This window comes from Thermoactinospora rubra (assembly GCF_002093975.1).
Lineage (GTDB): Bacteria > Actinomycetota > Actinomycetes > Streptosporangiales > Streptosporangiaceae > Nonomuraea > Nonomuraea rubra_A.
The window spans coordinates 15,680-28,874 of the sequence record NZ_MSZZ01000055.1 but is presented as its reverse complement, the minus strand read 5'-3'; the positions used below and the strand labels follow the sequence as shown (position 1 = coordinate 28,874).

Annotated in this window: 13 protein-coding genes; 9 read left to right on the top strand and 4 right to left on the bottom strand. The window is 69.9% G+C overall.

What is annotated here, in order from left to right:
* Positions 1-116: 116 nt before the first annotated feature.
* The 4 genes from BSB02_RS32745 to BSB02_RS32730 all read right to left on the bottom strand — a co-directional run bounded on the left by BSB02_RS32745 (position 117) and on the right by BSB02_RS32730 (position 3,839).
* Positions 117-1,283, bottom strand: a complete 1,167-nt coding sequence (locus BSB02_RS32745) for an amidohydrolase (protein WP_084964860.1) — start codon at positions 1,281-1,283, stop codon at positions 117-119.
* A gap of 17 nt (positions 1,284-1,300) precedes the next feature.
* Positions 1,301-2,146, bottom strand: a complete 846-nt coding sequence (locus tag BSB02_RS32740; RefSeq protein WP_084964859.1) for an NmrA family NAD(P)-binding protein — start codon at positions 2,144-2,146, stop codon at positions 1,301-1,303.
* Between the two features lie 74 nt (positions 2,147-2,220).
* Complete coding sequence (locus BSB02_RS32735; RefSeq protein WP_143591441.1) at positions 2,221-3,078, bottom strand: helix-turn-helix domain-containing protein; 858 nt, start codon at positions 3,076-3,078, stop codon at positions 2,221-2,223.
* Positions 3,079-3,080: 2 nt separating this feature from the next.
* Positions 3,081-3,839, bottom strand: coding sequence for a GntR family transcriptional regulator (locus tag BSB02_RS32730; protein ID WP_084964857.1), 759 nt, complete (start codon positions 3,837-3,839; stop codon positions 3,081-3,083).
* Between the two features lie 101 nt (positions 3,840-3,940).
* Between BSB02_RS32730 and BSB02_RS32725 the strand changes: the two genes are divergently transcribed.
* Genes BSB02_RS32725 through BSB02_RS32685 form a run of 9 tightly spaced genes read left to right on the top strand, consistent with a single transcriptional unit; the run spans position 3,941 to position 12,856 of the window.
* Entirely contained in the window at positions 3,941-4,372 is a 432-nt protein-coding gene (locus BSB02_RS32725; protein ID WP_084964856.1) for a pyridoxamine 5'-phosphate oxidase family protein, read from the top strand.
* A gap of 12 nt (positions 4,373-4,384) precedes the next feature.
* On the top strand, positions 4,385-5,458 hold the full coding sequence (locus BSB02_RS32720; RefSeq protein ID WP_084964855.1) for an ABC transporter substrate-binding protein: 1,074 nt from the start codon (positions 4,385-4,387) through the stop codon (positions 5,456-5,458).
* A 7-nt stretch (positions 5,459-5,465) separates the two neighbouring features.
* Positions 5,466-6,353, top strand: a complete 888-nt coding sequence (locus BSB02_RS32715; protein WP_084964854.1) for an ABC transporter permease — start codon at positions 5,466-5,468, stop codon at positions 6,351-6,353.
* Complete coding sequence (locus tag BSB02_RS32710; protein ID WP_084964853.1) at positions 6,350-7,150, top strand: ABC transporter permease; 801 nt, start codon at positions 6,350-6,352, stop codon at positions 7,148-7,150. Before BSB02_RS32715 ends, BSB02_RS32710 begins: the two co-directional genes overlap by 4 nt.
* Positions 7,140-8,297, top strand: a complete 1,158-nt coding sequence (locus BSB02_RS32705) for an ABC transporter ATP-binding protein (protein ID WP_206185016.1) — start codon at positions 7,140-7,142, stop codon at positions 8,295-8,297. The genes BSB02_RS32710 and BSB02_RS32705 overlap by 11 nt, the downstream gene beginning before the upstream one ends.
* Positions 8,298-8,305: 8 nt before the next feature.
* On the top strand, positions 8,306-9,430 hold the full coding sequence (locus BSB02_RS32700; RefSeq protein WP_158088795.1) for a diaminopropionate ammonia-lyase: 1,125 nt from the start codon (positions 8,306-8,308) through the stop codon (positions 9,428-9,430).
* A 2-nt stretch (positions 9,431-9,432) separates the two neighbouring features.
* Positions 9,433-10,623, top strand: a complete 1,191-nt coding sequence (locus BSB02_RS32695) for a M24 family metallopeptidase (RefSeq protein ID WP_084964850.1) — start codon at positions 9,433-9,435, stop codon at positions 10,621-10,623.
* Positions 10,624-10,640: 17 nt separating this feature from the next.
* The gene (locus tag BSB02_RS32690; RefSeq protein ID WP_143591439.1) at positions 10,641-11,846 is read left to right on the top strand and encodes a M20 metallopeptidase family protein; all 1,206 of its coding nucleotides are present in this window, start codon (positions 10,641-10,643) and stop codon (positions 11,844-11,846) included.
* Positions 11,843-12,856 carry an asparaginase gene (locus tag BSB02_RS32685; protein WP_084964848.1) on the top strand — a complete coding sequence of 338 codons (1,014 nt, stop codon included), beginning with the start codon at positions 11,843-11,845 and terminating at the stop codon, positions 12,854-12,856. The genes BSB02_RS32690 and BSB02_RS32685 overlap by 4 nt, the downstream gene beginning before the upstream one ends.
* Positions 12,857-13,195 lie beyond the last annotated feature (339 nt).

Here is a 13,195-nt window from a genome sequence, read left to right as displayed (position 1 = left end):
CCGTTGGTCCCTGAGGGTTCGTGTGAGGCTGACCGTTGTCTTGAGCCGCCGGTCCGTGGACCGCGCCGAGCGGCGTCCGGTATGAGACCTGCCCGTCAACCGATCGCACGACTATGTCATGAGGAATGAACCACCACGCCATCGCGGATCACCCAGGAACGGGGAGGTCGGGTGACGACCGCCTCCGCCGGGCATGACGCGGCGACGGCCACGAGGTCGGCACGGCACCCTGGAGCCAGACCGTAGTCGGGGAGGCCGAGCGCGGCCGCCCCGCCGTAGGTCGCGGCGCTCAACGCGAGCTCGATGTCCTCATCGCGGCGGAACGTGCTGCGATAGGCCAGGTGCATGGCACGCTCGAGCATGTCGCCGCCGCCGTACGGGCCCCAGAGGTCGCGGATGCCGTCGTGGCCGCAGGCGACCGTCACCCCGGCTTGGCGCAGCGTCTTCACGGGTGGCACCGGGAAGCTGTACACGGCTGCCGTTGCGATGGCTATCCCGGCCTCGGCGAGCCCATCGGCGAGCCTGCGTTGCTCCGCCTCGCCGATCTGCCCGAAAGCATAGGCATGACTCACCGTGACGCGGCCGGCCAGGCCGAGGGTCCGCGTCCGTTCGATGATGAGCCCCAGCTCCCAGGCGCCGAGTGTGCCGGGATCGTGCAGGTGGATGTCGACGTGGGCGCCGTGCCGCTCGGCCATGCCGAAGATCACATCGAGGTGGCGGACCGGGTCGCCGTCGATCCCCGCGGGGTCGATGCCGCCCACCGCGCGCACTCCCGCCTTCAGCGCCTCTTCCAGCAGTTCCGCCGTACCTGGACGGGTGAGGAGACCATGCTGGGGGAACGCCACCTGCTGCACCTCGACCGGCACCTGTGCCGCCGCCTCCTGGACGGCCTCCACACCGCGAAGACCCACCTCGGGGTCGATGTCGGTATGGGTTCGCACATGCGTGGTTCCGCAGGCGCTCATCCGCCTCAGCAACGCGGTGATCCGCTCGGTGCTGGGTATGCCCAGCTCGGACCTTCGCCGGAGGTCGTTGGCCATGCGGCCGGCCAACGTGTCGTCGGCGGAGTGCGGCACCCACGGCCCGCCGTACAGGGTCTTGTCCAGATGGCAGTGAGCGTCCACCAGTCCGGGAAGCACCACGTGCCCATGGATGTCCAGAACGTCGGCGCCGGGCACCGTCAGCTGCTCGCCGACGTTCTGGATCCGATCATCGCGGATCCAGATGTCGGCGGGCCGGGGCATCCCCCATGGCCGGCCACCGCGCAAAAGAAGATCGCCCATGACGGGTTTCTCCAGGTCTAAGGAAGTCGCCGGCGTTCGTGCCCGCGGGCGAAATCGTGAATGGTGTACGGAGCGCGCCCGGCCCACCTGGCGACCGTGTCGCTGACGGGGATGGAAAGCCGCCCACTGGCGACGTCGGAGAGCGCGTTGGCCAGGAACACGCCGTATTCCCGCGTGAACCCCCTGGAGATCATCAGCTCGATGAACTCGTCCGGCTCGACGTGGGTGTAGCGAACCGGCTTGCCCAAGCCCTTGGCGAGGGCGTCGGCGACGTCGTGATGGGTGAGCTGCTCGGGGCCGGTGATGGGCATCACTCCCGAAGGCCCGCCGGGGCCGAGGGCGGCCACTGCGACTGCGGCGATGTCTCGCGCGTCCACGAAGGGAATCCGCCCTTCGCCGGCCGGCAGCCTGATCTCTCCCGCGTCCGTCATGGCGGCGAACGACCCGACCGTGAAATTGTCCATGAACCATGTCGGCCGCAGGATCGCCGAGGCGACAGGGAGGCGCTGCAGGGCCAGTTCCGCCGCCCGCGACGGGTCCGAGTCCGGAGCGTTCTCGGCGTCGAGCGTGGAGAGCAGGACGATCCGGCCCACGCCGGCCGCCGCGATGGACTCCAGCAGTCGTGGTGCTTTCTCGGGCGCACCGGGGTGACGGTACGGGATCACGACGTAGGCGGCGTCGCTACCGGTGGACGCGCGCGTCCAGGTGTCCTCCTCGTCCCAGTCGAAGGAGGTCCATTCCCCGTGCTCCAGTGGACGTCTGCCGGCCGCTCTCACGCGCCATCCCCGTGCGGCCGCCTGCCGGAGGACGTGGCGTCCCGTCTTGCCGGTCGCGCCGAAGACGGTGATGGTGTACGGGTTCATGCGCCCCAAGCTAGGAGGGCGGATCGCGCCGATAAATGGCCGGAAGGCGCAAGTAGATGCCCGATCGCCTCATCTCAGTTCGCCACGAGTTCGCCGGCCGTACGGCGATGCCGCCGGCGGACCAGCTCGGGTGCGATGCCGTACATGCGAGTGAAAGCCCGGCTGAAGGCGTAGGGCGAGGTGTAGCCGACACTTCTGGCGATCACCTTGATCGGGATGTCGGTCTCGCGGAGTCTTTCCGCCGCGAGGGCCATCCGGAGCCGGGTCAGATGGCTGAGCGGACCCTCCCCGAGCCCCGCGGCGAACCGTCTCGTCAGGGTGGCGCGAGACACCGAGAGGCTCCGGGCGAGATCCGCCAGCGTCCAGTCGCGGGCCGGGTCGTCGTGGAACGCCTGGATGATCCGCTCCACCAGGGGATCTCCCGAGGTCCGGTGACGTCCCACGCTCCCGGACCCCTCACGGGTCCAGGCGCGAAAGGCGAGGATCAGCAGCGTCTGCATGGCCCTCAGCACGACAGGGTTCGCCGTGGGATGGGAGACGGTCTCCGCCGCGAGGAGGTTCACGGCCGCCGCCAGCCCTCCGCACCGGTTCGGATCGGCCGGAACGATCACAAGCGGCGGCAGCTCGACCGCGGCCGGGGCCGGTGAGCCGCCCAGCGTCCGGTACCTGGCCGTGAGCACCAGGCTGTCGGACTCCGTGGGGGAATGAGTGGACGTGTAGGCGCTGCCGGCCGGCGACACGAGGATGTCGCCGCGCCGGAGAACGGCCCGCCTCTCGGGGGATCCGGCGTCCCATGCCAGTGCCGCGCCGTCGAGGACGATCTGGAGGTTCATGTGATCCCCGTCCCCGTCCACCCGCCACGGGGCGGTCAGCCGGGCGCGACGGGCATCCACCGGCACGTGGGAGGCGGCCAGCGAGTCCGGTACAACCACGATCAAAGACTCCCCGTGCCCTCGGCCCTGCGCTCGCGCAGCCGCGCGAAGCTGGCCCGCCAGTTGTGCTCGATCTCTTCTCCGGCGGCTTCGAGGTCGCCGGCCTCGAGCGCCGCGATGATCCGCTCGTGTTCGGCCACCGAAGGCTCCATCGTGGTGCTCCCGTGGAAATAGGTGATCTCGATTCGGCGCAGCCGGGTCTTCAAGTCGCGGATGATCGCGATCAGCTCGGGATTCGCCGTCGCCTCCAGGATGCGGCTGTGGAAGTCGGTGTCGGCCCTCGACGCCGCCGGCGCGTCCTTCACCGCCAGGGCAGCTGCCAGTCTGCCGTTGGCCTCCCGCAGCCCGCGCAGACGTTCCCCGCTCCAGTGACCCGTCATGCTCACCGCGAGCCGTTCGAGTGTCCAGACGATCGGGTAGATGCGCTCGGCCTCGCCGATGTCGACAGGCGCGACCTTGGTCCAGCGGCTCGCCTCCGCGACGATCAAGCCTTCGTCCTCGAGCCTGCGCATGGCCTCACGCACCGGCGTACGGCTGACGTTCAGCGTTTCGGCGATGTCCTTGTCACGAACCCGCGTTCCGGGCGGGAGATGGCCTTCCACGATCCACACGCGAATGCGGTCGTAGATCTCCTCCCTGAGGAGCAGGCGGTTGGAGCTGGGCGGAAGCGGCTCCAGCTGGGCGGCTCTGGTGAGGAGATCGGCGCTGAGGTCGGGGGAGTTTCTTGACGGTGTGCGGTCCTCGAGGTAGCTTTCCGGCATACCGATATATTAGTACATCAGATACCGGGCGGCCTACCCTTTCTTCCCGTGCCTGTCCAGGAAGTAGGCGCTCGGCGGCTGCCTCCCAGGGAGGTCTCCACATGCCCAAAGCACCGGTTCCCTCCGAAATAGCGGCCTTCATCAGCGCGCCGCGACCTGCGATCGTCGGCACGGTCCGGCCGGACGGTGCCCCCTCCACCACGGCGACCTGGTACGACTGGGACGGCAGTTGCCTCATGCTCAGCATGGTCGCCACCGGCCCGCGCGCCAGAAACGTCAGGAACGACCCGCGAATCTCGCTGACGATCCTCGGCGACTCCTGGTACGACCACGTCTCACTGCTCGGCAAGGTCATCCGGCTTCGCGAAGACCGCGACCTGGCCGATCTCGACCGACTGTCCATGCGCTACTGGGCCAAGCCCTATCCCAAGCGCGAGCTCGAATGCGTGACCGCGATCGTCCAGGTCGAGCGATGGCACGCATGGGGCGACCCGGCACAGCTGGGCCCCCCGAGCACGACCGGCAGGCCCTGAGGGGAGGCCACGATGAAAACCACCGGAAACGCACTTCGTCTCGCCCTGGCGGGGACACTGGCGTCCGCAGTCGTCCTCGGCGGCTGCGGCACCGCCGACCAGCCACGGCAGTCCGCCGGGAGCCTCACGTTCATGTCCGGGGGCGGCGCGTACCTGGACGCTCTCGATGAGGCGTTCCTCAAGCCGTTCGCGAAGGACACCGGCATCGCCGTACACAACGACCCGACCCTGAGCTACGCGAAGATCAAGACGATGGTCGGCGCGGGCAAGGTCACCATCGACGTCACTCCCGCGGAGGGGTACTGGGAGATCCAGGAGTGCGGCAAGACCCTCCTGCCGCTGGACCGCACCCTGGTCGACCTGTCCGACATCGATCCGGCGCTCATCCAGGGTGAATGCGGTGCGCCGTTGCTCACCTACTCCACGGCGATCTACTACAACAAGGAGGCCTACCCCGGCCCCGACAAGCCCGTCGGGTGCCGCGACTTCTTCGACACCGCGAAGTTCCCCGGTAAGCGAGCCGTCAGAGACAGCGCCGTGCCGAACCCGCTCATCGAATGCGCCCTGGTGGCGGACGGGGTGTCGCCCGACGCCCTGTACCCGCTGGATCTGGATCGCGCGTTCAAGAAGATCGCGACCATCAGGAAGGACCTCGTCTTCTGGGCGAGCGGCGCCGAGTCGACGCAGCTCATGACGGCAGGCGAGGTCGCGATGATCCACGCGTGGAACGGGCGGGCCTATGCCGCCATCGCCGAGCAGGGCGCCGGTTTCGCCCCCGCGTACGGCGAGGCCTTCCTGATCTACGACACGCTCGTCGTGCCCAAGGGGGTTCGCGATCCGAAGGCGGCCATGAAGCTGGTCGACTACATGCTCGACCCGGCACGCCAGGCGAAGCTGACGAGCCTCATCCCCTACTCGCCGTCCAACAAGAAGGCCGTCCTGACCGGCCTCCCCGCGCCCTTGCAGGAGTTCCTGCCCGAGACCAACCCCAAGGTGGCCGAGGGAGTCCATGTGCAGGATCAGCGATGGTGGGCGCAGAACGCCGACGAGGTGACCCGGCGTTGGCAAGCGATGTTCCAGGGATGACGCACCCATGACGGCTACGCTCCAGGCCGAGCGCCGGCCCGGCTCGCCCGCTCCGCGCGTGCGAGGTGACAGCTCCGCCCCGTGGCTGCTCCTGCTGCTGCCCGCTCTGGTCCTTCTCGCGCTGTGCTTCGTGTACCCGCTCGCCAGGCTGCTGGTCGCCAGCTTGCAGGACCCGGTCCCGGGAGTGGGCAATTACACGGATCTCCTACGGTCGCAGGTCTTCCGCAATGTGCTCGGACGTACGTTCCTCACCTCCGCGATCGTCTGCCTGACCTGCTTCGTTCTGGGATATCCGTACGCGTACCTGATGACGGTGGTGTCGCGCCGCACCCGCAGCCTCCTGCTCGCGGTGGTCCTGATCCCCTTCTGGACGAGCCTGATGGTGCGGACCTTCTCCTGGCTCGTGCTGCTCCAGGACAACGGCGTCATCAACGACACGCTGGCGGCGCTCGGCGTCGGGCGGCTCGAGCTGGTCCGCAACACGACGGGGGTCACGATCGGGATGGCGCAGGTGATGCTGCCCTTCGCGGTCCTGCCGATGTACGCGGTGATGCAGAAGATCGACCGCCGCCTGCTGCGGGCGGCGGAAAGCTGCGGAGCGAAACCGGTCAGCGCATTCGCCCGGATCTACTTCCCCCTGTCGCTGCCCGGTGTGGCGGCGGGCATGTCCATCACCTTCGTCGTCTCTCTCGGCTTCTTCATCACCCCGCAGCTGCTGGGCTCGCCGTCCAACGCCATGCTGTCGCAGCTCATGTACACCGAGATCACGCAGCTCGGCAAGTGGGGGTACGGCGCGGCCATGGGGTTCATCCTCCTGGCCACCGCCCTGATCATTCTCGGGCTGGTGCGCGTCGCGTCGCGGGCCCGGCCCGCCCTCGCGGGAGGTGCCAAATGAGGAGAGCCCGGCCGGGCAGGGTCCTGCTGGCCGCCGTCTGCTTTCTGATCGGGGTGTGGCTGGTCCTCCCCACCCTGGTGGCGGTGCCGGTGAGCTTCACGCCGGTCCGGTCCTTCGCCGTTCCCACCGAGTCGCCGTCCCTCAGGTGGTACGTGAACTTCTTCACCGATCAGCGATGGCTGGACGCGCTGCGCAACTCCCTGGTGATAGCGGCGAGCACCTCGGTGATCGCCACCGCGGTCGGCACCGTCGCGGCCCTCGCCCTGGACCGCGCCCGCGTCCGGGGGAAGGGGCTCGCCGCCGCGCTTCTCCTCACGCCGTCCATCGTGCCGATCATCCTGCTGGGGCTCGGCGTCTATTACGTGTTCCTCCGGTGGGACCTGGTCGGGACGTTCACCGGCCTCATCCTGGCGCACTCGGTGACGGCGATCCCGCTCGTCGTCCAGCCCGTGTCGGCCAGTCTGGCCCGGCACGACCGCGGTCTGGAGCAGGCGGCGGCGAGCTTGGGCGCGCCACCCGTCACGGTGCTGCGGCAGGTGACGCTGCCACTCATCGCCCCCGGCGTGCTCTCCGGCGCGGTGTTCGCCTTCATCTGGTCGTTCGACGAGGTGGTCCTGTCGATCTTCCTCACCTCGCCGGACCTGCAGACGCTGCCCGTGCTGATGTTCAACGCCGTGACCCAGGTGCTCGACCCGACGATCGCCGCGGCGTCCACCATGATCCTTTTCCTCACGACGACGCTCATCCTGGTCGGCTTCAGGATGGGGGCGAAGGAGATGACGACACGTGGCGCTTGACAGAGCCGCGCAGGAGCCCGGGATGGCCTTGTCGCTCCGATCGGTCCGCAAGGAGTACGGCGGGCAGGTGGCCGTCGACATGATCACGCTCGACATCGCCCCGGGCGAGTTCATGACCTTCCTGGGGCCGTCGGGCTCGGGGAAGACCACGACGCTCAACATGATCGCGGGCTTCGTCCAGCCGTCCGCCGGCGAGATCTTCATGGGCGGCCGGGAGATCTCACGCGTCCCCTGCCACAAGAGGGGGATCGGCATGGTGTTCCAGAACTACGCGCTCTTCCCGCACATGACGGTGGAGCAGAACGTGGCCTACCCGCTCAAGCAGCGCAAGGTCCCGGCGAATGTCCGACGTGAGCGGGTGAGCGCGGCGCTCGGGCTGGTCCAGTTGCAGGGGATGGAGCGCCGGCGCCCTGCCCAGCTGTCGGGCGGGCAGCAGCAACGGGTGGCACTCGCCCGGGCCCTGGTGTATCGCCCGCCCGTGCTGCTCATGGACGAGCCGCTCGGCGCCCTGGACAAGCGCCTGCGGGAAACCCTCCAGTTCGAGATCAAGCGCATCCACGACGAGCTCGGCATCACCTTCGTCTACGTCACCCACGACCAGGACGAGGCGTTGCTGCTCTCCGACCGCATCGCGGTCTTCAAGGATGGGCGCATCGAGCAGGTGGGGACGGCGGAGGACCTGTACGAGCGGCCCGCCACGACGTTCGTCGCCGAGTTCGTCGGCGACTCCAACGTCTTCCACGGGACGCTCGCGGCGTCAGGCACATCGGTGCGCCTGGACGACGGGCGAGAGCTGCGCGTTCCGGGCTGCGGCGCGTCCAGCGCCGGTCGTGGGGCCGCTGTCGTCCTGCGGCCCGAGCGCGCCCGGGTGCTCGTCTACGGCGAGGCGGCGCAGCCGTCCTGCCAGAGGCTGAGCGGCGTCGTCGCCAGCGTGCATTACATGGGCTCCGCACGGCGGATCGAAGTGGAGATCGACCCGCGGCGGCGGATGCTCGTCAAGGAGCCTGCCGACCGGCCCTCCGGCGTGCACCCCGGAGACCCGGTGGACGTCTGCTGGCAGGCCGAGGACTGCGCGGTGATCCTGTCCGACGAAGGACACGGCACCCACCGGGAGCCCGCGACCCGCCGGCCGGTGAGCGCGACGTGATGAGAGCGATGAGAGTTCTGTACCCCTCCGGCCCCCGGCAGCTCCACACCGCGAGCCGGCCCCGGGCGCCCCGCAGGTTCCACCGGGCGCTTGGCGGCGACGCCAGAACCCCTCTGCTCGCGCAGCCCGAACTGGCGGCACGCTGGGGCGTGGGACAGGTGCATGTCAAGGTGGAGACCTCCCGCCTGGGCCTGCCCTCCTTCAAGATCATGGGCGCCTCGTGGGCCGTCATCGAAGCGTTGCGCCCGGTGCTTCCCTCGTGGTGGCGACCGGAGTACGGCCTGGCCCCCCTGGCCGGGGCGCTGCCGGAGGTCACACTGCTCACCGCCACCGAGGGCAACCACGGGCACGCGCTGGCCAGAATCGCCCGGCTCATCGGCCTGCGAGCACGGGTGCTCATCCCGGAGAGCGCGGCAGAGCACCGGGTGGACGCCATCCTCGCCGAAGGGGCGGAGGTCGTCTGCGTGCCGGGAACCTATGACGACGCGGTTTCGCAGTCGGCTGTTGAGGCCGCGCGGAAGGATCACGTGCTGGTGTCCGACACGTCCTGGCCGGGCTACGAACGCGTCCCCGCGGCGGTGATCGACGGCTACTCCACCATCCTGTGGGAGATCGATGAGCAGCTCGCCGAGGCCGGCTGTGGCGCACCCGACCTGGTTCTCGTCCAGGTCGGCGTCGGGTCGTTCGCCGCGGCGGTGATCCGGCACTTCCGCGCCGCAACGGGCGGTCCTCGCATCGTCGGGGTCGAACCGGCTCAGGCGGCATGCGTGATGGCCTCGCTGGCCGCGGACAGACTCGTGACGATCCCCGGGCCGCATAAATCCATGATGACCGGCCTGAACTGCGGATCGCCGTCCTACGTCGCCTGGCCGACCCTGAGCCGTGGCCTGGACGCCGCCGTCGCCATCGAGGACGACCTGGCCATGACGGGCACACGGACGATGGCGGACCAGGGCGTCGCGGTCGGGCCCTGCTCGGGGGCCGGGGTCGGAGCCGCGGGCGAGCTTCTCGCCGGTGAGCACGCCGGCGTGCACAGGCGGCTGCTGGGCATCGGCCCGGACTCCACGGTCCTTCTGTTCGCCACGGAGGGTGCGCACGATCCCGTTCCAGCCAGCGCAGCAAGGAGCAACTGATCATGGGAACCACAGCGGCATTCGCTCCGGCCGGGCTCGATGGGGAGCTCCGGCGGCGGCACGCGCTCATCACCGCGGAACTGGCCGAGATCGGGGCCTCGTGCCTCGTGGCCGTCCGCGACCAAAGCGTGACGTACCTGACCGGCTACACGACGTTGACGTGGAAGATGTACAGCCGTCCAGTCGTCGCCGTGCTCACCGCCGGCGGGCGCCTCATGGTGCTGGCCGCCGAGACCGAGGTGGACTCGGCACGCCTGCGGATACCCGGCGCGGACGTCTGGTCCTATGTGGAGCTGTGGCCGGTGGCCCCGGGGACGGGGCTTCCCGACGGGCGCATCCAGTTCGCCCCGCACGCCGCCAAGGTGCTGAGCGAGATGATCGAGGAAGCCGGTCCCGGCGTCGTCGCCGTGGACGGGCTCGGCGCGGCCTGGCCGCCCATCGGGCAGATGACCGCCCTCATCCCGAGTCTGGCCGATCGGGTGCTGGACGCCTCCGAGCTGATCTGGCGGCTGCGGCTGCGCAAGAGCGACTGGGAACTGGACCGCATGCGGCAGGCGAGCGCGATCCTGGACAGGGCTCACGACCTGCTCCGGGAACAGCTACGACCGGGCATGACCGAGCGGGAGATCGCCAAACTCTTCAGCATTGCCCAGCTCGAAGCCGGCGCGCACGAGGTGGGCCCCTTCGGCGTCGTGGCCGGACCGGACCGCGGGCTGTTCGGCGGCCCCACCGACCGGACCTGGGACGCCGACGAGCTGCTCTATGTCGACGGCGCCCCCATCGTCGACGGGTACTGGTCGGACTACTGCCGGACATACGCGGCGCGGCCCGTACGGCCGGCCGAGCGCGACGGGTACGCGCGGGCGCGAGCAGGGCTCGACGCCGCCGTGGCCGAGGGGAAACCCGGGTGCACGGCGGGGCGGCTCGGCACGGTGATGGCGGCTGCCATGGACATCGCGCCCCACACCGTCGGCTTCGGCCGGTTCGGTCACGGGATCGGCCTGCACGTGCCGGAACCTCCCTCCCTCCACCCCGCCGACTCCACCCCCCTCGAGGAGGGCTTCACGATCTGCATCGAGCCCGCCGTGGTGCACGGGGGGATCAACTTCGTCGTCGAGGAGGAGCACCTCCTCGCCGCCACCGGGTTCGAGCGGCTGTCGCCGCGCTCCCCGGAGGGAATCATCGTTCTTTGACCAGCCAGGAGGCGGTCATGTTCCAGACACACCACAGGGAGCGCCCGCTCGGGGAAGCTCTTCGCCCGGAGGTCACCCGCGTGCGGGACAAGGTGCTGCGCATCCGGCGGCATCTCCACGCCCACCCCGAGCTGGCCTTCCAGGAGGTCCGCACCGCGGCGCTGGTCGCCGGCCACTGCAGGGAACTCGGCCTCCGGGTCCGTACCGGCATCGGCGGCACGGGTGTCCTGGCCGACCTGACCGGTACCGGGCCGGGCCCCACGGTGCTGGTACGCGCGGACATGGATGCGCTTCCCATCGACGAGGGCGAAGACGATCGCCCTCATCGCTCCACGATGCCGGGGGTCATGCACGCGTGCGGTCATGACGGACACGTGGCGGTGGCGCTGGGCGTCGCCGAGGTCCTGGCGAGGTTGCGTCCACATTGGACCGGCCGCGTGCGGATGTGCTTCCAGCCGGCCGAGGAGATCGACGCGGGCGCCGAGCGGATGATCGAGGAGGGCGCGCTCCGGTCCGTCGATTACGCGGTGGGCCTGCATTTGCAGGCCGGGCTGCCGACGGGAGTCGTCGGCATCGGTCCCGGCGTGCAGTGGGCGAGCAGCGACGAGCTCCGGATCCTCGTGAGAGGGAAGGGAGGACACGCGGGCGATCCGCGCGACACCGTCGATCCCATCGCCGTCGCCGCCCGCATCCTGCTCGAACTGCAGGCGATCCCCTGCAGCCCGCGGTTGCGCGCACGGGCGGTCGCCACCGTCGGCCAGATCCACGCCGGCACCGCGCCCAACGTGGTGCCCGAGGTCGCGGAGCTCGCGGGGACCGTGCGGACGATGGACGAAGACGACCGGCGCTGGCTCCTGGCCGAGATGGAGCACACGGCACGGGTGATAGCGTCCGCGGGGCGGACCGAGCTGGACTTCTCCATGGGCGCGCATTGCCCGGCCGTCATGTGCGACCCGGATGTCACCGGAACCGTCCACGAAGCGCTGGCGGCGTCGCTCCCCGCCGGCACGGTCGTGCCCGCCGAGCCCGGCACGGCCTCCGATGACATGGGGCGGTTCCTGCGCGAGGTTCCCGGCTGCTACTTCCGCGTCGGGATCAGCGACCCCTCCGCGGGCGAGCCGTACCCGCACCATCATCCGCGCTTCGACATAGACGAACGTGCCCTGCCTGTCGCCACGCACGCGCTCGCCCGTGCGGCTCTGGCCTTGCTCGGCCGGCCATGAGACCGCGCATCGCCGTGTTCTGCCTGGGCGGCACCATCGCCATGGCGGAGCACGCCCAGCGGGAAGGAGCGGTCCCGGCTCTCGGGGCAGACGGCCTGCTCGCCGCGGTGCCGGGCGTGGGCGAGTGGCTCGATCTGGAGGTCCATGACCTCATGAACGTGCCGAGCGCGTCCTTGCGGATGCGGGATGTCGTACGGCTCGCGGCAGCCGTACGAGCCGGGCTTGACGGGGGTGCGGACGCAGCGGTCGTGGTCCAGGGGACCGACACCCTGGAGGAGACCTCGTACCTGCTGGATCTCCTCCACGGCCGGGATGAACCGCTTGTGGTCACGGGAGCCATGCGGACGTCGTCCGCGCCGGGAAGCGACGGCCCCGCCAACCTGCTGGCGGCGCTCCAGGTCGCGAGCAGCCCGGACGCCCGCTCCCTTGGCTGCCTCGTCACGCTCGCCGATGAGGTGCACGCGGCCCGCTACGTCGCCAAGACGCACACGCACAGGGTCCATGCCTTCAGCTCCGAGCCCTGGGGCCCGATGGGTTACGTGGCCGAGGGACAGCTGCGCCTCTTGGCCAAGCCCGCCGTACGCTTCGTCCTCGATGCCGGGCTGCCCGCGCGTTCGCCGACCGTGCCCCTCGTGGTCACCTGCCTGGGGGACGAGGGAGAACTGCTCGACGCCGTGGGCGAGAAGGCCGATGGGCTGGTCGTGGCGGCGATGGGCGCCGGCCATGTGCCCGCCTCGGTGGTTCCACGACTGGCCGCTCTTGCGAGCCGGATGCCGGTCGTCCTCGCCAGCCGCACCGGAGCGGGCACGGTGCTGTCCTCCACCTATGGCTTCGCCGGCTCCGAGAGCGACCTGCTCGGCCGGGGACTCATCAGCGCCGGGACTCTGAACCCGCTCAAGGCCCGCATACTGCTGTGGACGCTGCTCGCCGTGGGCACACCCCGGGCGGAGATCGCTGACCGCATCGCCGCGGCAGGCACCGTCACCAAGCGTCGCGCCCGCTCACGTTGACCTCCCGGCCGCCGCCCCACCGGCCGATCACGGACGCCACACCTGTCACCGGCGAACTCCTACACCGCTTCCGCGGACGCACCCGGAGGCGAGCGGATTGTCCTCCAAGTGTCCGCCGCCTGCCCTGGCTCGGCCGCGCCCGGATCCCGACACTGAGCCTGGCTTGAATTCAGTCACTCCCGTCGCAGGAACACCTCCGGTAGCTCCTGCGACGGCCCTTCCAGCGATCGGTTCCGCGGCTGCGCGCTGCCGATCGTCTGCGTCACGGAAATCAGGTCGGCGGGGATGTCCGGCTGGTTATTTATGGAGGCACCGTGTGGCGTCACCTTGGCGCTTTCG